The sequence below is a fragment of the Neobacillus sp. 204 genome, from assembly GCF_046562815.1.
Taxonomy (GTDB): domain Bacteria; phylum Bacillota; class Bacilli; order Bacillales; family Cytobacillaceae; genus Neobacillus.
Genome location: NZ_JBJORY010000005.1, coordinates 26268 through 50347, shown reverse-complemented (window position 1 = coordinate 50347; position 24080 = coordinate 26268). Strand labels below are relative to the sequence as shown.

Annotated in this window: 28 protein-coding genes; 17 read left to right on the top strand and 11 right to left on the bottom strand. The window is 35.9% G+C overall.

Going from position 1 to position 24080, the window contains the following annotated elements; all coding sequences use genetic code 11:
• A complete protein-coding gene (locus ACJ004_RS11640; protein ID WP_410893136.1) occupies positions 1 to 735 on the bottom strand; it encodes a protein-glutamine gamma-glutamyltransferase in 735 nt (244 codons plus the stop codon).
• A 113-nt stretch (positions 736 to 848) separates the two neighbouring features.
• Positions 849 to 2093 (bottom strand): MFS transporter, encoded by a 1245-nt coding sequence (locus tag ACJ004_RS11635; protein WP_410893134.1) that lies wholly within the window; start codon positions 2091 to 2093, stop codon positions 849 to 851.
• Positions 2094 to 2450: 357 nt separating this feature from the next.
• Between ACJ004_RS11635 and ACJ004_RS11630 the strand changes: the two genes are divergently transcribed.
• The 4 genes from ACJ004_RS11630 to ACJ004_RS11615 all read left to right on the top strand — a co-directional run bounded on the left by ACJ004_RS11630 (position 2451) and on the right by ACJ004_RS11615 (position 4241).
• Positions 2451 to 2651, top strand: coding sequence for a cold-shock protein (locus ACJ004_RS11630; RefSeq protein WP_026567057.1), 201 nt, complete (start codon positions 2451 to 2453; stop codon positions 2649 to 2651).
• A gap of 144 nt (positions 2652 to 2795) precedes the next feature.
• Positions 2796 to 3644, top strand: a complete 849-nt coding sequence (locus ACJ004_RS11625; protein WP_410893132.1) for a hypothetical protein — start codon at positions 2796 to 2798, stop codon at positions 3642 to 3644.
• Positions 3645 to 3837: 193 nt separating this feature from the next.
• Positions 3838 to 4002 (top strand): hypothetical protein, encoded by a 165-nt coding sequence (locus ACJ004_RS11620; RefSeq protein ID WP_410893130.1) that lies wholly within the window; start codon positions 3838 to 3840, stop codon positions 4000 to 4002.
• Between the two features lie 89 nt (positions 4003 to 4091).
• Complete coding sequence (locus tag ACJ004_RS11615; RefSeq protein WP_410893128.1) at positions 4092 to 4241, top strand: hypothetical protein; 150 nt, start codon at positions 4092 to 4094, stop codon at positions 4239 to 4241.
• A gap of 76 nt (positions 4242 to 4317) precedes the next feature.
• On the opposite strand, the gene ACJ004_RS11610 is transcribed toward ACJ004_RS11615, so the two are convergent.
• Positions 4318 to 5469, bottom strand: a complete 1152-nt coding sequence (locus tag ACJ004_RS11610) for a DUF4179 domain-containing protein (protein WP_410893127.1) — start codon at positions 5467 to 5469, stop codon at positions 4318 to 4320.
• A complete protein-coding gene (locus ACJ004_RS11605; protein ID WP_410893126.1) occupies positions 5466 to 6032 on the bottom strand; it encodes a sigma-70 family RNA polymerase sigma factor in 567 nt (188 codons plus the stop codon). Before ACJ004_RS11605 ends, ACJ004_RS11610 begins: the two co-directional genes overlap by 4 nt.
• Before the next feature lie 314 nt (positions 6033 to 6346).
• Between ACJ004_RS11605 and ACJ004_RS11600 the strand changes: the two genes are divergently transcribed.
• The gene (locus ACJ004_RS11600; RefSeq protein WP_410893125.1) at positions 6347 to 7294 is read left to right on the top strand and encodes a WD40/YVTN/BNR-like repeat-containing protein; all 948 of its coding nucleotides are present in this window, start codon (positions 6347 to 6349) and stop codon (positions 7292 to 7294) included.
• Between the two features lie 76 nt (positions 7295 to 7370).
• Here the strand turns inward: ACJ004_RS11600 and ACJ004_RS11595 are convergent, their stop codons facing one another.
• Entirely contained in the window at positions 7371 to 7562 is a 192-nt protein-coding gene (locus ACJ004_RS11595) for a hypothetical protein (RefSeq protein WP_410893124.1), read from the bottom strand.
• A 178-nt stretch (positions 7563 to 7740) separates the two neighbouring features.
• Between ACJ004_RS11595 and ACJ004_RS11590 the strand changes: the two genes are divergently transcribed.
• Positions 7741 to 8157 carry a hypothetical protein gene (locus tag ACJ004_RS11590; RefSeq protein WP_410893123.1) on the top strand — a complete coding sequence of 139 codons (417 nt, stop codon included), beginning with the start codon at positions 7741 to 7743 and terminating at the stop codon, positions 8155 to 8157.
• 361 nt (positions 8158 to 8518) lie between these two features.
• Entirely contained in the window at positions 8519 to 8971 is a 453-nt protein-coding gene (locus ACJ004_RS11585) for a GNAT family N-acetyltransferase (RefSeq protein WP_410893122.1), read from the top strand.
• 85 nt (positions 8972 to 9056) lie between these two features.
• Here the strand turns inward: ACJ004_RS11585 and ACJ004_RS11580 are convergent, their stop codons facing one another.
• Positions 9057 to 9530, bottom strand: coding sequence for a hypothetical protein (locus ACJ004_RS11580; RefSeq protein WP_410893121.1), 474 nt, complete (start codon positions 9528 to 9530; stop codon positions 9057 to 9059).
• Positions 9531 to 9871: 341 nt separating this feature from the next.
• Here ACJ004_RS11580 and ACJ004_RS11575 point away from each other — a divergent pair, with 341 nt between their 5' ends.
• The 3 genes from ACJ004_RS11575 to ACJ004_RS11560 all read left to right on the top strand — a co-directional run bounded on the left by ACJ004_RS11575 (position 9872) and on the right by ACJ004_RS11560 (position 11811).
• Complete coding sequence (locus tag ACJ004_RS11575; protein WP_410893120.1) at positions 9872 to 10528, top strand: hypothetical protein; 657 nt, start codon at positions 9872 to 9874, stop codon at positions 10526 to 10528.
• Between the two features lie 167 nt (positions 10529 to 10695).
• Positions 10696 to 11304, top strand: a complete 609-nt coding sequence (locus tag ACJ004_RS11570; RefSeq protein WP_410893119.1) for a transglutaminase-like domain-containing protein — start codon at positions 10696 to 10698, stop codon at positions 11302 to 11304.
• Positions 11305 to 11571: 267 nt separating this feature from the next.
• Positions 11572 to 11811 (top strand): hypothetical protein, encoded by a 240-nt coding sequence (locus ACJ004_RS11560; RefSeq protein WP_486348389.1) that lies wholly within the window; start codon positions 11572 to 11574, stop codon positions 11809 to 11811.
• A gap of 207 nt (positions 11812 to 12018) precedes the next feature.
• Here the strand turns inward: ACJ004_RS11560 and ACJ004_RS11555 are convergent, their stop codons facing one another.
• The 3 genes from ACJ004_RS11555 to ACJ004_RS11545 all read right to left on the bottom strand — a co-directional run bounded on the left by ACJ004_RS11555 (position 12019) and on the right by ACJ004_RS11545 (position 14321).
• Positions 12019 to 12894, bottom strand: a complete 876-nt coding sequence (locus ACJ004_RS11555) for a DMT family transporter (protein WP_410893118.1) — start codon at positions 12892 to 12894, stop codon at positions 12019 to 12021.
• 267 nt (positions 12895 to 13161) lie between these two features.
• Complete coding sequence (locus tag ACJ004_RS11550) at positions 13162 to 13923, bottom strand: SDR family oxidoreductase (protein ID WP_410893117.1); 762 nt, start codon at positions 13921 to 13923, stop codon at positions 13162 to 13164.
• Positions 13923 to 14321: a MerR family transcriptional regulator gene (locus ACJ004_RS11545; RefSeq protein ID WP_410893116.1), complete on the bottom strand. Its 399-nt coding sequence runs from the start codon at positions 14319 to 14321 to the stop codon at positions 13923 to 13925. Before ACJ004_RS11545 ends, ACJ004_RS11550 begins: the two co-directional genes overlap by 1 nt.
• A gap of 316 nt (positions 14322 to 14637) precedes the next feature.
• Here ACJ004_RS11545 and ACJ004_RS11540 point away from each other — a divergent pair, with 316 nt between their 5' ends.
• The 3 genes from ACJ004_RS11540 (at position 14638) to ACJ004_RS11530 (ending at position 17384) form a co-directional block, all read left to right on the top strand.
• Positions 14638 to 15153: a GNAT family N-acetyltransferase gene (locus tag ACJ004_RS11540; protein WP_410893115.1), complete on the top strand. Its 516-nt coding sequence runs from the start codon at positions 14638 to 14640 to the stop codon at positions 15151 to 15153.
• A 306-nt stretch (positions 15154 to 15459) separates the two neighbouring features.
• Positions 15460 to 16167 carry a DNA alkylation repair protein gene (locus tag ACJ004_RS11535; RefSeq protein ID WP_410893114.1) on the top strand — a complete coding sequence of 236 codons (708 nt, stop codon included), beginning with the start codon at positions 15460 to 15462 and terminating at the stop codon, positions 16165 to 16167.
• A 764-nt stretch (positions 16168 to 16931) separates the two neighbouring features.
• Positions 16932 to 17384 carry a YoqH family protein gene (locus ACJ004_RS11530; protein WP_410893113.1) on the top strand — a complete coding sequence of 151 codons (453 nt, stop codon included), beginning with the start codon at positions 16932 to 16934 and terminating at the stop codon, positions 17382 to 17384.
• 326 nt (positions 17385 to 17710) lie between these two features.
• Here the strand turns inward: ACJ004_RS11530 and ACJ004_RS11525 are convergent, their stop codons facing one another.
• Positions 17711 to 18196 (bottom strand): YhcN/YlaJ family sporulation lipoprotein, encoded by a 486-nt coding sequence (locus tag ACJ004_RS11525; protein WP_410893112.1) that lies wholly within the window; start codon positions 18194 to 18196, stop codon positions 17711 to 17713.
• A 627-nt stretch (positions 18197 to 18823) separates the two neighbouring features.
• Between ACJ004_RS11525 and ACJ004_RS11520 the strand changes: the two genes are divergently transcribed.
• Positions 18824 to 19579 carry an SDR family oxidoreductase gene (locus tag ACJ004_RS11520; RefSeq protein WP_410893111.1) on the top strand — a complete coding sequence of 252 codons (756 nt, stop codon included), beginning with the start codon at positions 18824 to 18826 and terminating at the stop codon, positions 19577 to 19579.
• A 173-nt stretch (positions 19580 to 19752) separates the two neighbouring features.
• Here ACJ004_RS11520 and ACJ004_RS11515 read toward each other — a convergent pair whose 3' ends face one another.
• On the bottom strand, positions 19753 to 20262 hold the full coding sequence (locus ACJ004_RS11515; protein ID WP_410893110.1) for a DUF2179 domain-containing protein: 510 nt from the start codon (positions 20260 to 20262) through the stop codon (positions 19753 to 19755).
• A 273-nt stretch (positions 20263 to 20535) separates the two neighbouring features.
• Between ACJ004_RS11515 and ACJ004_RS11510 the strand changes: the two genes are divergently transcribed.
• The 3 genes from ACJ004_RS11510 to ACJ004_RS11500 all read left to right on the top strand — a co-directional run bounded on the left by ACJ004_RS11510 (position 20536) and on the right by ACJ004_RS11500 (position 24080).
• The gene (locus ACJ004_RS11510; RefSeq protein ID WP_410893109.1) at positions 20536 to 20991 is read left to right on the top strand and encodes a C40 family peptidase; all 456 of its coding nucleotides are present in this window, start codon (positions 20536 to 20538) and stop codon (positions 20989 to 20991) included.
• 596 nt (positions 20992 to 21587) lie between these two features.
• On the top strand, positions 21588 to 22103 hold the full coding sequence (locus ACJ004_RS11505; RefSeq protein ID WP_410893108.1) for a DinB family protein: 516 nt from the start codon (positions 21588 to 21590) through the stop codon (positions 22101 to 22103).
• Between the two features lie 429 nt (positions 22104 to 22532).
• Positions 22533 to 24080, top strand: a complete 1548-nt coding sequence (locus tag ACJ004_RS11500; RefSeq protein WP_410893486.1) for a spore germination protein — start codon at positions 22533 to 22535, stop codon at positions 24078 to 24080.

Here is a 24080-nt window from a genome sequence, read left to right as displayed (position 1 = left end):
TTATTGTTGATAAATGTTTGTTAAAACAGGTCTGGTAATAAGGTTCATAAGATAGGCAGAGATACGCGGGTTTGGCTTTCTTTTTTTATTCAGGAAGGTAATAATAGTGTCTGCCTTTTTAATACCAACGCCATGACCGTAGTATTGGTCATCGGCCATAAAAATTACATTTTCTGCACGCCAATGTGATTCCTTCGGGTCGACGTCAGGATTATTGAAATGGACGATGTCACCTGGAATGAAACCATATCCGTATTTTTGAGTAAGCCATAGATCGTTATCAAATTTCCAATCCATCAAGTAAAGCCCGTTAAAGAGTAAATCAAATCTTCTGCTTCCAATTGTATAAAGAGTCGCAAGATATAAGACAATTGCAATTCCTGTTGAGCAATCGAAGGCATAAAGCTTTCCATTTTTTAAAACGTCTAGAATGGCGACAGAAGGTCTTACGTTTGGCTTAAGGAGGAAACCGCCATTACTTATTCGATTCCAATACTTTTTATTGCAAAAGGCATAGGTAAAGGTCGTAAATTGAACCTGACTATTATTTAGATCACGTGCAGCCTTTAGTGTCTTGGTTCGAAACAACAGTTCAAATTTCAATTGACTTAAAGACTGGTACTGAAAAATATCCGTGTCTTTCTCCATTTTAGAGAAGATGTCCTTATGGTCTTTCGTTGTAAGGTCATCAATGAGATCGTTCGCGTGAATGGTTTGCTGATTAATTTTAATCATCTATCCACCTGCTTTCTTAAAACAACAACTCCTTCTAAAAAAGTATGAAACTACTACATTAATGTTTACAACAATCCAAACAAAATTCCGGTTAGAATCGAGAGATGTCCACTCTAGGAAGACATATGTTCACGGCTGGTGCCTGACACCAAACCTTTGCTCTTTTTCATGAATTTAACGTACATCAGAAAGAAGATGATGGCGCTGATGAATCTTAGCACGGATATGATATCCATGGATTTTTGGATTCCAGTTACTTCTAGTAGCCAGATACCGATTTGTGGGGCTATGAAGGCCACGAAAGATAACAGGACATTATAGGTTGTGATGCAATACGTTCTTTTTTCCTGTGGAGATTTCTCTAACAACAGGTTGAACAACAGCAGGGTAGTACCCGAAACAAAGAACCCTGAGGTCATCTGAACGAATGATAAATAGACTAGATTAGTGGACAAAACCGTCATAAATGGGGCAGCTGCCATGCCGACTGCAACCCACACGAGCATTAACGTATTCGATTTTTGTTCTGCCCATTTTTTCCATAATGGAAAAGTAAAGATTTGTGCTAATTGATTCGCCACGGAAAAAATACTAATCCAAAGAATGGTCGCATGCGCATATTTAACATGATAGATGTTAAATAATCCCCAAGCCATCTGCCATGAAAAGTTAAAGCATAAGGCAGTGAGCAAAAACCACTTGTATCCATTGTCCTTAAAAATGCTCCAATCCATTGACGAATTCTTTTCCTGCTTGTTTGTTGTCTTCGGCTGTACCGTTTCTTTATGCCGCATTAAGAAAAACACTTCTAATAATCCAAAAAGAAAAGCGAGGACAAATAATAACTGATAGGCGACCGAATTGTCTGTCTGGTTCTTCATTAGGATTCCGATAATCAAAGTGGTGATCATCCCAACAACGGTAAGAAGCCGATTTCGGTCACTGAAAAACGTTCCTCTGCGTTCATCCTTAATCATCCCGCTAATTAGAGTTTGCCACCCGATATTTGAAATCGTCCCGGGAACATTCATTAAAGCCACAATGATTAAAAAAGTCCATGCTTGATAGGACGAATTAATAAAAAGCACGCCAACTAATGGTAGAAATAATATTCTAGCCCATAAAACGGACATCGCTACGGTTTTCTTTTGTTTTTCTAAGCGATTCAACATAATAGCCGCTGGAATGGTCATTATTAATGCAATCAACGGGGGAAGGGAGTTGATCAAACCTACCTGATAGTTACTTGCGCCTAAAACAGAAATGGCGAAGATAGGAAAAAAATTACTAGCTAGGTTCACGGCGATAGTCGACACCATCCCATGATAGATACTTACTTTTTCGTTGTATGTACGCAAGTGTCTTCACCATCCTCATAAAAAATTCTAAAGATATTATACATCAGAAAAACTGTAATTTTTCAAAAGTTTAGATTAAAATAACTTTTCTTTTGACACTCGCATGAGAAATAAATATTAATTTAGAGGTTTTAGTACATCAAGTATAAAAAAAGCTATAGTTTTCTACAAATTTTTACAATATAAATAATAAATTCCTCGGAAGCATTTGCATTATGCATTACCTTCTGTTATAGTTAGGAAGAATTATTTTTGTTTGTCGGTAAGGAATAAAAGGCGTAACTGCTTTTTGTCTGGAAGATTTGAACAAGGGTAGTAATTTTTTGTGTGCAAAGCACACAGCAGGAGGATACACAAATGGAACAAGGTAAAGTTAAATGGTTTAATGCAGAAAAAGGTTTTGGATTCATCGAGCGCGAAGCTGGAGACGACGTATTCGTACACTTCTCTGCTATCCAAGGAGAAGGTTTCAAATCTTTAGACGAAGGTCAATCAGTTACTTTTGAAGTAGAACAAGGTCAACGTGGACCCCAAGCTACTAACGTTCGTAAAGCATAATTTAAACCACATAAATGTGAATGGAAAAGGCTCTCTAGTAGGGCCTTTTTTTAATTATTAAAAAAAGATTGGAGGGGAGGAGCGGAATAGCTCTTTTCCCTTTTTTATTGTGAAACTTTAAAATATAATGATGTTACATAGATAATGGAAGGAAGTGATCGGATGATTATCCAGCGTCCTCAATTGGAGCAATCTGGGTTAACCAAGTATATTCCACCAAAAGGTGATTATGAAACGTTTCGTGATGTGGACCATTATAAGGAGAAACTAAAAGAATGGGGATTATCCTCAGCAAGGGAAGCGAAAAAGGAGTTTTGGTATAAGGATAGAAATTATCAGCGCTTGGTAACCATTAAAGGTTATGAAACTTACGGGAATGCCATGGACATTAACACGCTTGTAGTTGAATTTCAAGACGGTAATCTCACGTGTATCCACCCAGCTTATTTAAAAGAAATGCAGCAATCGAGTTTCGGAAAAGAAAGTTTATTAACTTTTGATGAAAAAGAAACGGCTGTGATAGGTGATGGAGAAGGTACTGCTGTTGAAGGTAAATTACTTGCGGAGGATACTACAGAAACTCCACCTGTTAAAAAAGAAACAGCACCAAAAGCAGTAAAAGTGAAGGAACCGAAACCGAAGAAAGCGAAGGCTCCTAAACTAGAACTTCCGGCAGATAAAGTTCATTTTACGGCTACCGTCAAACAGTTTGCGCTCGTTTACAATCCATTTAATGAAGAGAATGATGAAGTTGTAGTCCTTGAAAATGTTCAGGTCGTCTCAGAGGAAAATCCGCTTGAAATTGGACTAGCCTGGTGTAGCCATAGTAAGACACTCAAAAAATTTGAACTGGCCATTGGGGATTCCCTTGAATTCGATGGAAAAGTAGCTGCCAAGAAACTCGGAAAAGGCAAAGAGGTTGAGGAAGAATTCTTAGTCGATGTTCCCGTCTTATATAAAGTCAATAATCCGTCTAAAATCGTTAAGAAATAGGACTCTCTCATAGAGGTCCTATTTTTTTATGAGTTAATTTCTTAACGTTAACTCCTTCAATGGGCGAATTTTTGAAATGAATGGGCGAATTCCGGGTGTTAATGAGCGAATTTCTGGCTTTTATGGGCGAATTCTGGCTATTCATGAGCGAATCTTGAGTTTCAATTGGCGAATTTAAAAAGTGACTGTCTTTTTGCAAGTTTTCGTCCTCTCTTCTAAAGGGGTATTAGCTGGAATCATCTTAAGTGCGATTTTCTTTGCTGCCAAGATCTCAAAAGTAAAAGTAACAATTCATTCAGCGAAGGGCTCAAATAGAAAAATATATCATGTGTCAGGTCAATTTTCCTTGCTTCTGTAACTGACTTTATTAACAGTTTTGATTATAAAGAAAACGTTAGCGAAATTGACCTGGTCTTATCAAATGCTCATCTTTGGGATGATTCTGCAGTGGGCGCAATTGATAAAGTAGTCTTCAAGTACCACCAAAATGGAGTTAAAGTAAATTTAAAAGGTTTAAATTCTGAAAGCAATAAACTGATTGACAAACTTGCGGTTCACAACAAGCCGGGTGGACTTGGCAAAGTGGTTGGTCATTAAATAAAAAAAACACACTTCGAGTGTGTTTTTTTTGATAATCATAAATTTAAGATAAGGCAGTTCTTTCCGATTAACATTATTTCTTGATTTCCACCGTTATCTCTTTTAAAGCAAATTCTTTTTTGCCTTTACCAGGTTTCACTGGAAGCGGAATTTCCTTTACTCCATTTGGAGTTAATTGTACTGATGCATGATTAGTTGAATTGTAATCTATAAAAGTAACATGTGGAGTGATAAATAGCTTCGAAGCCTTTCCGTCCAATTTTCCAAATGTTTTGCTCAAACTCACATTATAGTTACCGCCAACTCCTCCATTACCTTCACCAGAGTAGGTATTTCCTAAGTCATCTTTAATTTCTAAATCAACTAAGACTCCGTCCCAAATGTTTCTAACGAATTTGGATACCTCTTGGTTGTAGTATACTGTAAAGGACATTGGGGTCCTTAATATTTTCTCTATATTTACCTTTACTCCATTTTGTTCTGCACTGCCTTGGTTGTCCTGTACTTTACTATCCAATGCCTGTAAACTAAAAGCAAATTGCCAATCACCTTGTATGGCAGTCTGTTTATCGATCTGAATATGGTCTATATCCCACTTAATGTTTGCTATATCTAATTTTTTATCTTCTAGATTACTCATTGTTAAAATGCCAACGTATTTATTCTTGTCTATTTTAGAAATTTTACTTGTTCCTGCTAAACCATTCATTCCTTCTATATTTGGAGAAAAAATATTTGCATATTCACCTAAATCTTGTTCGCTTTCAATCGAAAATGTTATGGATACAGTTTTACCATCAAAGACAGCATCTTTTATGGTAATTTTGGTTCCGTTACTCTCCTGGGTAATATTGATATCGCTGGAGTATTTCTTATAGTCATGGTACAGTCCAGTTTGCTTATCCGCTGTAGCATTGCTTTTGTTTTCATTGTTCTTATTATGAATCGCCAATTTGTCATTATCGAAATATCGAAAAATATTGTCTATCATGGGGATGCTTTTGGCATAAGCTGGGAATGTTAGACCAACTGTTGCGGAAGAAAAGCAAACTATAATGGAAGCTGCTAAAAGATGCTTCTTCCAGCGCATTAATTTTTTCTTCTTATTCATTGATTTTTTTAGCGACTTTTTGACTTTAGCCTTTTCTAATTCATTTACTTCTAATTCTTCAAATTCATTTATGTCGACATCTATATCATTTAATAATTGGTAAATATCCTTCATATCCCATTCTCTCCTAACTTAAGGTTCGTGGCTCGTTTATTTAGCTTCTTTTTTCCTCGATATATTCGATTATCAATAGAAGCTTTTGTCAAACCGAGTTTTTGTGATATATCCTCAGTTTTTAAACCTAGAAAGAATCTCATGATGAATATTTCTCGTTCAATAGGCTCCAAAAGATTGATTAACTTGATTAGTTCCGACCTGTTCTCCAAGATAATTAGCTCATCTTCCGCTGATTTTTCAGCATTTAAATCGATATAATTAGAGGACACTTCCAGTTTCTTGGTTTCTCTCCTGTAATAGTCGATAGACTTGAATTTTGCAATGGCATAAATCCATTTCTTAAAATCATTGGAATCCCCATGAAATTTTTTTGAATTGTTCCAGATTGATAGAAATATATCATTGATGCATTCCTCGATGACGCCTTGGTTATTTAGGGGGGAAAGAACTTTGTAAGTTACCCCTTTTATTAGTGGCAAATATTTATCAACAATAAATTCTAATGCGTCTTCTTTTTGGTGTTGTAATCGCTGGATAAAATTTGAATCATTCGCCTTCATATACCGATCCCCTTAATTTTTGTAAAAGCTTTTACACCATATATAACGAATGGGAATTTATTTTTTCTCAAATTTCTACCGTAACATTTATTGGTGAGATTATCATAACACTTAAAGAGATTTGTATATTTTAATAGTTAAAGAAAATTAACTCTTTATCTCCAATAAATATAAATGTTTTCTCTAACCGTGGTTTGTGCTGCCTAAAGGCGGCATTTTTAATATTTAGCTCCGTTAGTCAAAAATGTTGAAATTTTTGTTTCTTTCCCAAATACTTAGGGTAGTGAAATGCAAGAAAAAAGGAGTATTTCAAAGTGAAAAATATAATTATTGGTACAGCTTTTATGATGATAATTGGTATATTCATAGCTACATTGTTTTTCGAAAAGTCCCCAGAAATAACTAAACCAGGACTGAGCATGAACCAACCAACGGAAGAACATGATCCACAAGAATCAGAGCAACCACAACCAAACCCACTACAGCCAATCTATAAAGACGATTCAATAGGATACTCTCTACAAAACGATCAATTACAGATAACCTTCAATAAAGGAAATGATTGGATTATAGTCCCCGTTGAAAAAGGGAAATTATTTGAAGGGGAATATAACGGAAACAAGCAAGAACTCATTGATCAAAGCTATATAATTACGCAAAATCGTGCTTCCTTCTTATATTCTGATGGTATCAGTCCTGATGGAAAAAGTATCAAAATGATATATTCTCTAGATCAAGGAAAAACATGGGAAAATACTGTTGTTAAGGAGCATTATCCTCCCATTCGTTTCCGAAAAGTTAAATTTTTAAATGAATCCTTTGGTTATGTTATCATTTCAGGTGATCGAACTATGTCTCAAGAATGGACGACCGTCTACATAACGAATGATGGAGGTAAACATTGGAAAGAGACGCCTCATTCAAATGTAACAAGATTAATTTATGATGGAGGTTTTGTTGACGAAAACACAGGCTTCCTATCATTTGGAATCCTTAATCCTGTAGAACCAGATCTTTACCTCACACAAGATGGGGGAAAATCCTGGAGTAAAGCAAATGTCACGATTCCAAAGAAGTATCATGAAATTTTTGTTATGTCTGAAGTCCCTTTTAAAGAAGACATTCACTTGGCAGTTTATATTAATCAAGGCCCTAATGGGGACTACAAAGGTGGAAAGGTAAAGGGAAAATTCATTTCAAACGATAATGGCAGAACATGGGAGTTTTCTATGGAGGTACTACCAAATGAAACAGATAAATAAATATAGGAAAATAGGAGGTTGGTTGTTTTTCCTTATAGCGATCGGACTCTTTTGTATACAAATGGGGTACCCCATTTTACGGTCGAGATACGATGTGGAGTACACCGACAATCGGATTTTTTATGTGATAAACATCATGATTGGTATCTGCCTGTTCCTTTCCATTTTTCTGCTGCTTACGGTAACTAAAAAGTGGAAAATGATAATGACAAGTATTATGGTGGTTCTCATTTCCCTTCAAGTAGGCTTGCTTATAAACGATAACCATAAAACAAAACATATCGAAAGCATCTCACCAGACCTAAAACATCTCACCAGACCTAAAACATCTGTTAGTCATTAAGGAAAATAGGGATAGCGGTCTTGCAACATATTATCGAACCTATTATGGGATTTTAGCTCGACCAAAAGAAAGCGTGCCTTATAAAACAAATGGTGAGTTTAAGGTGAAATGGGTAGAGAATGACATTGCAGCCGTTACATACAAATCAGCTGGTAATACCATTCACCAATTTATAGGAACATATGGTGATCGTAATGGAGGTCATTCTTACTCATATGTCGGTCCATCTATCCATGGACAATGGGGAGGGGATCATGTGAAGGTTATCAGTGCAACTGAAGGAATTACAATTGACAAAAACGGAGAAGTTGAAAAATATGACTGGAACAATATTGTTCAATTTGGGGCAATAGCTGTTGTTTTGATGAAAAATAACGAAGCCTGTTGGACAATAGCATTAAATGAAAATTTTAAAAGTAACTCAAATGAACCAATACGACCCTCAGGTGAAATAACTTTATATAAAGCAACCATGGATAATAATGAACCAATTACGCTGGAATATGTATCTTCTGATTAATTAGATAAAGAATGTTACTAAAAAAGATTTTCAAAAAAAGTTAGTCTGATATTTAGTAGAGAAAGCTAGGAACATAATACTGATTGAACAAGGGGGAGTTTAGCTTTTTTCTTATTGAGCTAACGACCGCAGTTAAATTAAATAAGGCTCTTTTCGTAAACTTTGTTGCTTTAGGAACTTTATAAGGGTCATTTACTATGTTTCTAGGCAATTTTCGCAAAAGTTCTTACGAAAAGATGCCACGAAGTATATAGTTATACGGGTTGTTGAACTTATACGAAAAACAACAATCTTTGCGAAAATAGCTTAACATAAAGAATGTAAAATGAAAGAAAATACTGTTTATCAATAGGAGAGTAAAATGAACATTAGGAAACTCAACAAAGGGGAAGAACCCCCAATGGAATTGTTGTTATTGGCTGACCCTTCGAAAGTGATTGTTGAGGAATATGTTAGTAGAGGCGAATGTTTTGTAGCCGAAATTGAACAGCAAATTGTTGGGGTTTATGTACTACTTCCCACAAGACCTGAAACGGTGGAGTTGGTGAATTTATCAGTAGCATATAATCAACAGGGTAAAGGGATAGGAAAACAGTTAGTGTTAGATGCTATTCAAACAGCTAAGTCAATCGGCTATAAAACCATAGAAATTGGTACAGGAAATTCAAGTATAGGACAGCTGTATCTTTATCAAAAATGTGGTTTTAGAATTATTGGTGTAGATTTAGACTTTTTCATTCGGCACTATCCGGAAGAGATTTTTGAAAACGGAATACATTGCAGGGATATGGTACGATTATCTCAAGATTTATAAGTTTAAATAAATACCTCCTTCAAAGAATGCGTATGTTGAACTAGAAAAGGGCCTCTCGGTTTGAGATTGCCCCTTTTATTTTCCCCTATCTGCTTCTCGCCTTCAATAAGGCCGCATAGGTTGCCGCCTTTTCAGGCGGGGCAGTGAGGGACTTTTCATAGCCTTTCCGGAAACTTCTTTCGTACGCCTTTACAAACCTCTGGCCGAGTATCCGTTGGGCCGTCTGTTCCGCCGTAATTTCCGGGTGAGCATGAAGGTAGGCGTAGAATTTCTTCCCGGAAGAAAAAGAGAGATACACCTGCTGGAGAAGCCCTATTTTCATGAGGGGCAGGACAATTTCCTTCTTGTTGTCCCTGGACAATCGGGATGGCGGCATCTGCTGCCAGGCTCGGGAGATCCGGAAATTATGCCGGTCTTCTAGTCCCGAACGGATTCCCTCATAATATCCCTCTTCCATCCCCATCTGGAAGGGGTCAGGCGGGGCTTGGCCATCTGTCTGGAGACCGCCGGCAAAAAGGAGGATGGCAGACAGGAAACAGGCTATCAGGTTCCGTATCACAGCATTTTCACCCTTTCTGGGTCAATTTTTCCTTTTTAGTATAACCAGTCCTTTCCTTCATATGATAATGGGAATGGCGGAGAACCAAAAGATAAAAGAAAAAGGTGGAGTTTGAGGAGACTTTTACTAACGGTTTCCATAAACTAGCGGCTGCGGCTGCTTTTTTTTATTTATTTAAAGGCGGAAGTTTAATGAAAATATGGTAATATGAGGATATTAAGGGGTTGTTTTTAATACATATCTTTTTCAAGTAAAAACATTAAAAGGATAACTTGAAAAAATAAATCCCTTATATTAAGCGGAACCAACAGTGTCTGTATAGGAAAATCGGAGGACTATAAATGAAAAAAATTGTGATTAGTTTGCTATCCATCTTTGTATTGAGTTTTTTACTTTGTAATGTCTTTACTGAAGCAAAAACACGAGGAGGCGGGACAAACAGAACGGGCTCTAGCTATACCAAACCGTCTACGCCGAAGACTTCGCCGTCAAAACCGAGCTCAAGCAGTACAACAAACACTACGACGAAATCGCCAGTCTATTCTTCCCTTACGTCAAAATACCCAAAATCAACACGTTATTTTTCAGGCGACGTGTTATCAAAAACGCTTGTTTTTGGAACAATTTTATTAATGTTAAACGAAACCAACGATGATGAACCTACATATGAGGATGAAGAAGGGAACATTTACACGCTTGCTGATTTAGAAGGGATGGATGTTCAAATTCCAGAAGAGGAGCCAGTTGAGGAAGATTTATATTCGGAAACAGTTGTTTTTGATGATACAGAAACAGAAACGGAAACAAGAACAGAAACTGAATCGGAACCGGTTGTGCCAAAAGAAATTGAAACAGCATCTTCTTATGAAAATATTGAAAACATAGATAACGAAACATACAGCGAAGAAGAAAATCACTCATTTAACTGGATCTGGCTTATCCTCCCTTTGATTGTTGTTGGGATTGCACTATCATTTTTACGGAGAACTAAAAAATAAAGTTAGTATAACTTGAATAATGACTTAAAAGAAACAATAGGAACATAGTTTAGTATTTTAATTGACGAGTGCAAGAATACAATGCCGCTGCCTTCTTGGCGGCTTTTTATTATAATAGAATCGCTAAGTATAATTAGATGAAAATTGGATTAGGGAGTGGAGTTTAATTGGAACTTATAGTTGAGTCAACTGATTTAAAAGACTATTTGAAAGAAATAGATACAATCGATTTTTCTCATCCTTTAATCAAAGAAATTGCTAATGATTTGTTTAATAATGAACAGACGGAAATTGAAAAAGTTAAGAATGCTTTTGAATATGTAAGAGACAAAATATCTCATTCTTGGGACATACAAAGTACCAAAGTTACCTGTAAAGCATCAGAAGTACTTAAATACAAAGAAGGAATTTGCTACGCTAAATCAAATCTATTGGCGGCCCTACTAAGATCACAAGGTATCCCGACAGGTTTTTGTTATCAACGATTAATGATTTTCGATACACCAGATAAGGGTTATTCATTACATACTCTAAATGGAGTATTCCTTAGGTCAATAAATCGATGGATTCGCTTAGATGCTCGTGGGTACAAACCAGGAGTTCAGGCAGAATTTTCAATTAATGAAGAAATCTTAGCCTTCTCAATTCAAGAAAATTTCGATGAAAAAGATTATCCATATATATATTGTGAGCCCAATTACAAAACGATTGCTACATTAGAAGAAAATACAAATGCGTTAGAAATGTATAAACAACATCTACCTGATAATTTATAAATATTCATTTTCTTATACACTAACTGAATATCCTTAAATGAGGAGAGTGGAGCCACAAGTGATTAAAGCTGCTATATTTGATTTAGATGGAACTTTACTAAATAGAGATGAGTCCATAAAATTTGCATTGCTAGGCAGTATGAAAGATTAAATAAACAGGTTGGCCATATCCCTAAAGAGAAGTATTTGAAAAGATTTATAGAATTGGATAAGCGTGGGTATGTTTGGAAAGATATAGTTTACCAACAGTTAGTTAATGAATTTAATATTGTTAAAATAACTTCGGAAGAATTACTTCAAGATTACATAAGCGAATTTAAGAACTTTGCAAAACAGAATTTGGATTATTGGAGAGAACACCCAGGGAAATATGCTCTTTGGTATTTTAATCCATATGCTCCATGCCCTCCCACATGGTACGGTCAACCTATATCCGGTCAATTTAAAAATCATTGTTATTATGAACCTAAAGCTGGAACATGTGATAGTGTTTATAAGGGAAGTTAAGCTTACTCTTTGAGTAAGCTTTCTTACATACTTTCAGAATATTTATACAAACTAAATATCTAAGAAAAAACATGGATAATTATGGTAATTTGATTATATGAAGGACCTGCAATAACGACAAAATTCTGGTTTAAATAAATTAAGTGAACAAATGTATTTAAGTATAAGCAAAACCCCTTCAGATACAGTTGAAGGGGTTTTTAAATACTATTTTTTCTCAATGATAACGATTAAAACGCCTGTGAAAATTAGGATAGAGCCTATCCAAAACGTTACACCTATGTTCTCTCCTAAAATAAGCCATCCAAGTAATGTTCCAACCACGGGTTGAAAGAAGAAAAATATTCCACCACTTGAGGCGTTAAGCATTTGTAATCCACGATTCCAAAGTAGAAATCCACCTGCTGTTGAGACAATACCCAAATACAAGAGTCCTCCCCAAATGGTCGGGTGAGTCAGTTGAGAGATATTAATTAGGTGTAACCGTGGCAAAACAAAAGGAGTCAAGACAATTAGGGCTACCAAGATTGAATAGGTCGTTACAACAATTTGTGAATAATCACTTGGCAAACGTTTTACAAGTACAGACATAAGTGCCCATGTTAAAGCTGCAATAAGTAGTGAAATACCTCCAAGTGTACTGGACATATTCACATCACCAATTCCAACAATGAGAAGCACTCCAATTGTCGCTAAACAAACGGAAATTCCCTTTTTTATCGTCAACCGTTCTTTAAGGATTAAGCGAGCAAAAATAACCATAAATGCAGGTGTTGAAGAAGTTATAATGGCGCCCATTTGTGCTGTAGATAGCATGGTACCAGTTTCCTGAGCCACAATTGAAATAGCATTACCAATGATCCCAATGGCTAAGATTATATAGTAATAACGTTTTTCGATTCGCCATTTTTGTCTTGTTATGAAGCCGATAATGAGAAGTGCGACAATAGCCACTAAATATCGCATCCACACAAGTTCCAGAGGAGGAATCACCGATACCACAACTTTAACAACAACGTACATACCGCCCCAAATACTTGAAGCTAAAATTAAATATAAAGAACCTAATAAGGTGGTTTTCATTTTTTTGTACCCTCCGTCTTTTGTTTAGGTGGAAAATGGCCCTAACGGAGAGATGTAGTCACCTTTACTCCATTAAGAGCAGAAGAGTGCTACTGGTACATCGTTTTCAAATAATGACGTCCAATACATTTTGATTCACCTCAAGTCCAAGTTAACTACAATTTTCTGTTTTTATTATAGCAAAGAATATTAAGCCTATGTTTCTTTATAATGAGGAATGCTTTTTATTTTTGTCTAAAATTAAAAAAGGATATTCCGAAAGTATAGTTATTCAATTGTGTTTTTCATTGCCTTGTACATATTTTCTACGTGTTTGTCGACTTCATCTCGTGACATACGTAAACGATTTACAGAAGTACCAAATCCTATTTCCATTTTACCCTCTTCTAATCCTTTGAAGATTCCATCTGCGAAGGCATCAAGTGGTTCTCCATGCACATGTAACCCTGCTCCACCTAAATCTGTATTCACTGCGGGAGGAGCAACTTCAATGACTTCAACAGACGTTTCAGAAAGTTGATGTCTTAAACTCATTGTAAATGAATGTAGTGCCGCTTTCGTAGCTGAATAAATCGGAGCAATTGCAAACGGTGTAAAAGCTAACCCAGATGTCACGTTTATGATAGTCGAATATTCTTTTGTTGCAAAAAATGGAGCGAACAGCATAGAGAGATGGAAAGGTGCTTCAATGTTGGATGTGATTTCTTTATTGAAATAACTCCAATTGTTCTTCGCATCCGCTTTTAACACATTATAACGTTGTTGAATCCCTGCATTGTTAACTAATACGTTCACTTCTGGATAGTTCGCTGTTACCCAATCAAACAATGCTACACGCTCGGATTCTATAGCTAAATCACATACACGCGTAATAAGGCTAGGGAATTCTTCTTTCGCATTTTGAAGTACATTTTCACGTCGTCCACAAACAATGACTTTATTTCCAGCTTTAATAAAGCGTTCTGCAAAAGCTAATCCTATTCCAGAACTTCCGCCTGTAATAAGTATTGTATTTCCTGAAAGTTTCATTATAGTTCCTCTTCTCCATTATTTTCTTTATTACTTTCCTGAGTCCGTTTTGTATAACGTTTAATTTTTACGTCAATCCCCTTCAAGGATTCTGTCATCAACGAAATTTCAGCTAGCACAGCTTGCTTGTGATTCTTCATCATTTCAAGTCGCAGTTCAATGGTGATGTCTCCTTCTACTACCCAATCAATATATTGTTTAATCCCATTTATTGGCATGTGCGTGCATTTTAAACAAATAACAGTTTCAAGGAGTGCAATTTGATTTTCGGAAAATAACCGTCTACCAGCTTTATCACGCTCGATTAGTGGAAGTAATCCTTTTTTTTCATAATAACGTAACGTTGATTCTGGAATATTGAATTTAGCTGCAGCTTCGCTAATTGAATAATACTTCATCTAAAACCCCCAAATTTAATCTTTTGTTGTCGACAGGAATATGATACGACTTAAACCAAGGTTTAAGTCAACAAAAAAACAAAAAAATATTTTAGTCTGTCCCAGTAAATGAATTCAGACATATGACCACAAAAATTTCTAAAAAGGAACATCAAAAGAAAACGGGTGCAAGAGTAATAGAATCCCTACGGCAGCATCTCTTTTTCTGGTGGAGTTAAAGGTTCAAGCTAGTTGAACAATAATATTAATAAATAAAGGATTTTTAGCTTCCGAAAAGAAAGAGTAAATAATAAATATGTGAGGGGATGAAGAAATTTTGGAAGCTAGTAATCGTATCATTCAGATAAAGCCTTGGGAGGATAAAGACCTTGATATACTTTTTCGATTAAACGCTCCGGAAATGATGCAGCATCTTGGTGGCCCAGAGAGTGATAAGCAGATTTTGAAACGACACAAACGATATCTTGAGCTTAGTGATCGGGGGTGTATGTTCAGCATTATATTATTACCTGAGAGAGAGCCAGTAGGTTCTGTTGGTTTCTGGCAAACTACATGGAATGATGAAAGTGTATACGAAACTGGGTGGAGCGTCTTACCATCATATCAGGGGAAAGGGATAGCTACAATTGCCGTGAAATTAGCAATAGAAGAGGCATCTGCCGAGAACAAGTATAAATACATTCACGCTTTTCCTTCAATTGCTAATCCTGCTTCAAATGCAATTTGTCGGAAGCTTAACTTTCAATTTATCTCTGAATGTGAATTCGAATACCCTCCAGGGTGCATGATGCATTGTAATAATTGGCGTTTAAACATAGTTAGGAGTAAATAGTTTCTTCAAATTCATTAAGTGCCAGAGTTGAAGAAGGGGTTATTGTGGCAACTCTTTATTCGAAAAAAGAAGTTTGTAAAAAAATGTCATGTGGCATTTCCATACACATACAATATGTGGTATATTACGAATATATGTTCTGTGAAGTGGTGTTGAAAAATTGAAAAAAGAGGTGTGTTTTATGATTTTAAATTCGGCATTACCTGGCGAATTTCAGCAATTTTGGAAGACTTTAGTTAATTGTTGATATAAGCTAGATGGTTACATTGAAGTGGATATGCATATATAGGAAGGGAGTGCAAAACGATGGATTTTGAAATGGTTATGCAAGAACTGGAAGCGCTCGGTAAGGAACGAATCAAAAAGACATACATAAGCAATGGTGCCCACGAGCCGCTTTTTGGTGTGGCTACAGGCGCAATGAAGCCGCTCGCAAAGAAAATCAAGAAAAATCAGCCCTTGGCCGAGCAGCTTTACGCCACCGGGAACTACGATGCCATGTATTTTGCCGGCATCATTGCGGACCCAATGACAATGTTGGAAGCGGATTTTGATCGTTGGATGGATGTGGCGTATTTTTATATGTTGTCCGATTTTGTGGTTGCAGTAACATTGGCAGAAGCGGATTGTGCGCAGGTTGTTGCCGATAAATGGACCGCAAGCGGTGAAGAACTTAGAATGTCGGCAGGGTGGAGCTGTTACTGCTGGCTTTTAGGTAATCGCAAGGACAGTGAATTTAGCGAAAGCAAGATTGCCAGTATGCTTGATCAAGTAGAAAAAACGATTCATGATTCTCCTGATCGAACAAAATCCTCGATGAATAATTTTCTCTACACAGTCGCGATTTCATATTTGCCGCTCCATGCTAAGGCGGTTGAAACCGCAAAGGCAGTAGGACCAGTTGAAATCAGGCGGGGCACGAAAAAAAGCAGTATCCTGCTTGCTTCCGAAAATATTCAAAAGGAAGTAGAAAGAGGGAAGCTTGGTTTCAAACGCAAACATGTAAGGTGTTAGCAAAGTTTGTAATGTAACTACGCGTATGGAAATGAGAGTTGCTGACAAGCATTGATTGGTCGCTTTAATAGAGCAACGATAAAAAGCCTAATTTCTCTTTTTTATTATAGAGGAATTGGGCTTTTTATTTTGGGATAAAAAGGGTTTATTAGGGAAAAGTAAAATAGCTCGAAAAACTATAATTATTATTGTTTACTTCACAGGAGGGTTAAACAATGAATTATTTTGAAGTAGTTTATGACGCTATTAAGCCTTATTTAGATAACGAAATTAAGCCGCTTATGGAATGAGGGTATTAACCGAATCTATTCGTGCGGATGTTGGATTAATGCTTTCTAAGTTATTATTGAAGCATATATCTGTTTCCATACCATTAAAACAACTTATGCTTGAACGAAATTGGATTCAGGAAGCACCTCCGTATATAAGTAAAGTTAATTAAAATAAATTGTTAACTAACGGCGGCATTACTTTATTGAGGTAATGCTTTTTTGTGTGGAATATTGCACTTTAGTCCTGCAATCAACAATGGCGCTTCTGCATGGTGTAGAAACGCTTTTTCACTATCTAAGTGCAGTATATGCCAGAGTCTAATGACTACTTTGAATGATTGTCAAATATTGTACAAACAAACGAGAGCGATCCTTTAAGAGGAATCGCTTTTTTCTTGATCAACCACCGGAGCAGTTTTGTGGAGGTAGAACTTTATATATTTTGATCATAATGAGGGTAAAGTAACGAAAAGAAATATAAGAGGTGTTATTATGAAAGGATTTATTTTAGGCATATTTATTATCTTAATTTTTTTTACTTATCCCATACAATTAAGAGCAGCAGCTGTCCCTTGTAGTATAGTCTTGGAACCAATTGATAAAAAACTTACAAATACGAAGGGTGCGGCATTGATTTATAAAGTTCAGCTACGTCCACCTAGTTCTGCACGAACAAATATAAGTATTCTTGGAGTTCATCTTCCTGCACCATCCTCTTATGGTAATTACGACATTTATGAAGGATTTGCCTTTAAGCCTCGTGAAATTAGTTGGCGTTTCAGACTTTATCCTTCGCCAGAGATAGAAAGTCCGACTTGGGCAGGAAGATTTGATGAAATAACAGCAAAGATGGAAAATGTAGAAGTACAGGTGCGTCTTTCTAATTCAAAGAATGAAAAATTGGGACCTATTATATTAAGAAGCAATATCAATAAGTGTAAATAGCTAATTAGTAGATGGGCGGTTCTCAACGGAATCCGAGAATCCGAAAGAATGTCCGGGTGCATATAGTTGGTAAAAATCCCACACAATTTTGTGGGATTTTTTTATTTATGTTCAAAAAAATTGATTTCCTTTTTTCCTTTGTTAACAATTATGATGTTTAATATATTGAAAAAGATATGTAAAAATAAGTTTGTGAAAGAAGGCATCCGTAAAGGAAGAAAAAGCTAACTTAGTATCGATCAGAGATGTAAAATTAATTGTGGACAATCAATCCTGGACATCATGAAAAAATGCTTAGCATATTGCTAAGCATTTTTTTATTCACCTTATTTGGCTTTAGGGAACACTCTACGAATGGTTTCAGTAAATTCATTAAAGAATCCTGAGATTGGTCTACCATTACGAATATCAGAGGCATATGTGTTCATACGATCATAAAAGTCAGGGTTTTCCGATACATAAACGTTATCAATATCTCGATCAGTGGATTTCACTCTTTGTGAAATCTTACGTTCAATACTAGTAGTATCCTCATTTCGGGATGTAGGTGAGAGATTTACGGCTACATATGCATTATCATCTGTAACAATGACATTTGCAGTATCCACTTCTTTCATGTCGGCTACTTTTTTAGCAGCATCATCAGCAACTCTCATTCTGTTATCATTATTGTCCCTGACGTTGTTGATATTGTTCCTTGTCACATTTTGATCGCGATTTACAAGATTATTTTTATTTACGTTATTTCTGGCACACCCTGTTAAATCAAGGCTAAATATAAGGATTGCAACTAAGATAAGGCTCTTTTTCATGGTTATTCCCTCCGTGAATTTAATTAAACAAGATTAAGTTCACCATTTCTCTTAAAGATTATTCATTTGATGGTTTAGTTATTTTATTTACTTTGACTTGAACGAATAAAAACTTATTAATTAATATTTAAAATATTATTCTTTTTATATTAATTACTCAGTTAAAAATAAGGATTCCAGTTTGGATAATTATGGTTGACATTTAAAAAAATCCATCATATTATATGATTAAATCTTTGGACGAAAGGGCAAGGTACCTTACACAATGAAGCAGTAATCCTAATTTTTAGACAATATTTCGAAAACCTTATTTTAAAAAATATTTTGTCTAGATAGGATTAGTCTGTACATTTTTAGGTACTTTTCTAAATGAAATGATTAACACTCTTTTGTAACGAGTTTCAATCAAAAGGGATGTTTCTTTCTGTATGCCTAAAAATAACTAATCCTCTCTAGAATTCTAGGGAGGTTTTTTTATGCTATTATCTATTACCAATAATAAAGATGAAAAGCAATTACTTGAAGTAAAATATTTGTAGTTGTTAAAAAGGAAACAGCTTAGCAAATAGGAATATATATTTCTACTCCATATTTCATATTTTTCCTATTAATAAGGAGGAGATCTTTATGGAAAATTCACAAAAGAAAGTGGCACTTATCACAGGTGCAAGTGGTTCAAGAGATATCGGTGCTGCTATATGTCGTAAATTAGCTAATCAAGGTATAGATATTTTCTTTACCAACTGGAAATCTGAATCAGGTTGGTCAGAGATATTTAAAAAAGAGATTTTGGGATTTGGAGTTCGATGTGAAAGCATAGAAATTGATTTGTCTGGTTCAAATGCTGCCTATAACATACTTGATGTAGTTTCAAATAAGTTTGGTTTTCCTTCGATTTTGGTAAATAATGCAGCTCATTCAACAAGAGATGGATATATGGAGCTGGATGCTAAAACTTTAGATGACCATTATGCTGTTAATATGAGATCAACTTTTCTCCTTTGTGTAGAATTCGCTCGCCGCTTTGAGAAAACTAGTTTAGAATCTGGAAGAATAATAAATTTGACATCAGGCCAGGATTTAGGACCAATGCCCGGAGAGTTAGCTTATGTTGCAACGAAAGGAGCAATTTCAGCTTTTACAAAGTCATTATCAGCTGAACTTGCACCTTTAGGAATTACGGTTAATGCTGTAAACCCCGGACCAACTGATTCAACATGGATGACAGACGAAATAAGAGAGTTCTTGTTGCCGAAATTCAAAATGGGACGCATTGGACTACCTGAAGATGCAGCACGAATTATTGCATTCCTTGCTAGTGATGAAGGAAAATGGATAACTGGTCAGATTATCCATTCAGAAGGTGGATTTAACCGAAGTTAGAGTAGTAATATGTCCCAGATGACAAAAAGATCAATTTTCAGACAGCTGTGTTTAATGATTCTGGGTTAGAGAAAGAAATAATTCCATTGTCAATATGGATAAAAAACAATAAACTTTGTGAAAATAAAATATAAAAAATAAAAAACACAACATTTCGTTGTGTTTTAATTCATTTATCGAAGTCGATCCAATAAGAAACCGCCTTTAAATCTTCTTGGTTCATAAGAAATAATAAACGCACTAGGTTCGAACCTTTCCACCGTTGCAATTAGTTCATTTTCTCTATTTCTCTTTGTTAATATTTCCATTCGATAACGTTCACTGTCTCGGCCTTCACCCGTATATAAAGTAACGCCAAAGCCATTTTGTCGTAAGGTATCTATCAAATTACAATTTTTTTCTTGTGTATTAACCGTTACGTTTATATAACCAATAGCTATTTTTTGTTCCAACTTCGTCCCAAGTATAATTCCTAACCCGAATCCAACTGCATAAACAACCATTGAAACAAAACTTTGATCTCCACCAAATACCAGAGAAAGGCCAAAAACATAAATTAACATTTCTGCAATACCTAATATCGATGCTAAAACTGTTATATTTTTAACCAAAAAGATTGTTCGAAGCGTGTAAATAGGTACATAAATCAGTTGTAACAGCAAAATCAAAAGAATCTCTTTCACTTTAGCACCTCTATCGTCATTTTTAAAATTTACTCTTTATTTTATCTTTTTTAATCTAAATAAAATAGTGCTATTTTTATTATTTCCATCCCTTTTTTCAATCAGCATTAATTGAAAAAAGAAAGCGGCTCTGAATCTACTAATAAATAATTATTTAGTGATTTAAAATTATATTAGAATTACTTTGTAATGAAATTGTCATATTGTTGTGATGAGTTCGTTATACCTATCTAGTATAGTGAAGCTATCAAATCACACTAGGAGGAAACAATCATGCTAAAGAAATTCATCGTAGCCTTTACTATTTTAGCTTCTTGTGGCTCTTTGTTCGCCGCCAAGGGTGAAAAAGCGGAAGCAGCAACTTATAATTATCATACAGCAGCGATTTCGATTGCGAAATCTAATATAGGAGTTCCTTACCAATGGGGCGGGATGGCGCCAAGCGGATTTGATTGTTCAGGTCTCGTGAAGTATTCATACGGAAAAGCAGGAAGAACACTAAATCGCACTGCTGCCCAAATGTACTATGGAAACGGATATCGACCATCAAATTTGCAGATTGGTGATTTACTGTTCTATGGACCGAATAAAGCAAGTGCCCCAACCCATGTTGCCATCTATATTGGATACGGGAAAATAATCATGGCATCCTCCTCAAAAGGGGTCATAATCACCAATACAAGCAACTCTTATTGGCACCCTAGATATATTGGAGTAAAGCGAGTATAAAGATCATCGGTGACGATGGTCTTTTTAAATTTGGTTGTATTTTTCTTATCTTAATAAACTTCTCCTAAAATAGAGTTTGTTGAAAATAATTGAAAATCTTGATGGTTAAGTTCTTATTAAACCAACGGGGCTTTTGTTTAACAAAGGGTTGCTGCGGCAGCTCTTTTTTTGTTGCACTAACGAAGCAGTTGTTAGTTGAACAAGGATTTTCTATAAATTGTTATTTAGATTGGACATAAGAGAGGATTTATGAAAATAATGTAGAATATTAACTCCTATGTAATTATTTGGTTATAGGGGTGTTAGAATGATTTCCAATATCTTAGTTCCATTTTCGATCCTTGTATTACTGGGTTTGGTAATTTACTTTTTAATTCGTTTTTCAAGGAATTTTTCAAAGAAGTAATATCGGTTAATATTGAATTATTTTTTTGAAGACGAAAGAGGGCATACATCATTTACTTTTATTGTATCGCCACCGATACCCTACTATTTTTCTGAACTTAAATTAGTCTTTAAAGAATATAATGCTCCATTCAAAAAATCGACGGGTTTGGAATTTGTCATATAAATTACTTTTAAAGGATGATGAATAATTGGATAAAAAATCTTTACTTATATATTCATTAACAGGATATGAAGCAGAAATTGGCCGGTGGTTATGGTGTTTAGAGGATGTTCGTCGTACTCTTATAACTGAATTAACAGGAATGAGCCAAAGCTTACTAGACAGAAAAATAGGTGATAGACATTCAATTGGGACTCTTTTGTATCACATTGCATTGGTCGAAGCAGATTGGTTATATGTAGAAGTACTTGGAACCGATTGGGATCCTGAAATTAGCTCATTATTTCCGTTAGAAAGTCGAACTGACGACAATTTAACTCACTTTGAGGGAGAAAGCTTAGAACAACATTTTTACCGCCTAAAAAAAGTTCGTGAAGTATTTCTTACCTACTTTCGTTCAATGGACTTGACCGATTGGCGAAAACCTCGGGTACTTGAACAATATGAAGTAACTCCTGAATGGGTTGTTTATCATTTGGTAGAGCACGAATCGCATCATAGGGGACAGATTTTTCAATTACTTAGGGAATTACGTGATAATTAAGTTATAGATGAAGAATTGAAAAAAGGATTATTAATTGAAATTCTTAGGTAATCTTGACCAATGGAAATCTTACCTTTTCGATATGTGGTACTTAAATGATTGTTGGGAGCTGCCATCGGCAGCTTTCCTGTCTTTTTAGCAGCTTTTCAGAAAATCTTGATGGTTAAGCTCTTATTAAATCAACGGGGCTTTTGTTTAACAAAGGGTTGCTGCGGCAGCTCTTTTTTTGTTGCACTAGCGAAGCAGTTGTTAGTGGAACAAAGATTTTCTATAAATTGTTATTTAGAGTAAGATATCATTTTGTTTTAAAAAACATAGGTAAAGCAACACTTGCTAGAAACTGAATCAGGTGAAGGATTAGAATATTTTTCCTTAGACCATACATACTATAAACATAATTTAAAGCAAATGCAGAAAGGGACGGAGTTGATGTCTTATTTTCTGAAGTTTTTAAGAGGAAAGCGCTCTTCTCGGTTCCAACAAACAAGCAATAATTCTAATCTTCAGAAAAAGAATTTGAAAGATGATGTCCTGGACTCTGATTTATCCCAAAATACAGAGAATCTCCAACTGCTATTTTCTCAAGCACCGGATTTAGTGATTCGTCGCTTTCACATCGCCGCGAGTAAAACGGAGGCCGCTTTGGTGTACTTGACCGGATTGACGGATAAAGATGCAATCCATAATTATGTTCTAAATCCATTGATGCACAGCTCCTTCGATTCTAATAAGGAACTGCCAATCACAATAGGAAAGATCGATAAGGTCTATACGTGGGGGCAGATCGAAAATGCGATTCTTGGAGGAGATAGCGTTTTATTGTTAAACGGGCAAATCACCGGGTATCAATTAGATACAAAAGGGTGGCCGCAACGACAACTTAATAATCCTCAAAATGAAATATCTCTAAAAGGTGCTAATCAAGGATTTTTGGAAACAGGTAGTCAAAATATTGCCCTAATCCGCAGGTATATTCCCCATCAGGAATTAATCTTAAAAGAGATGACCGTCGGTACTCGAGGGAAAACAAAGATTTCCCTTTTATATTTGAGAGATGTGGCTTCAAAAGACGTACTAAGAGAACTGGAAACGCGGATTCAAAATATTACAGTAGACGCGGTCATTAATACCGGCGAACTTATCGAGTTCATTGAAGATAATCCCTATTCACCGTTTCCGCAAATGATGTTGACGGAAAGACCTGATACAGCTGTATCCCATATTCTTCAGGGAAGATTTGTGATTATAATGGATCTTTCTCCGAACGTATTGATTGCTCCGGTAAACTTTATGTCCTTTTTTCAGGCTGTGGATGATTACGGTACCCGTTGGTCAGTTTCTTCCTTTATCCGAGTTATGCGTTTTATAGCCTTTATGATTGCCTTACTTTTGCCTGCCATCTACGTTGCCCTTATTTCTTATAATTTTGAGGTCATCCCGATGGAGCTTTTGCTTACGATTGCTGAATCAAGGATACAAGTTCCGTTCCCGCCCGTGATGGAGGCTGTGATTATGGAAATGATCCTTGAATTGATGAGGGAGGCGGCATTAAGGCTGCCGACTCCAATCGGTCAGACCATTGGCATTGTAGGCGGAATTATCATTGGTCAGGCGGCAGTTCAGGTAGGAATTGTCAGCAACATTATGATTATCGTCGTGGCTGTTACAGCCATCTCTTCTTATAATATCCCTAATTATGATATGAGTTCTTCCATCAGACTATTAAGATTTCCGCTGATGTTATCCGCGGCCATGTTTGGAATTGTCGGGATTGTGATCGGATGGATGACCATTGTCGGCCACCTGACGAGTCTTGAATCATTAGGCACGCCTTATGGAACTCCTTTGGCTCCTTTCCGATTTGCCGATATGAAAGATGCGTTTCTGCGCTTCCCTTTATGGGCAATGAAAAGCCGCCCTAAAGGCACAGGAGCGATTCCAACTATTCGACAAGGGCGAAATCGCACGAAAAGGTGA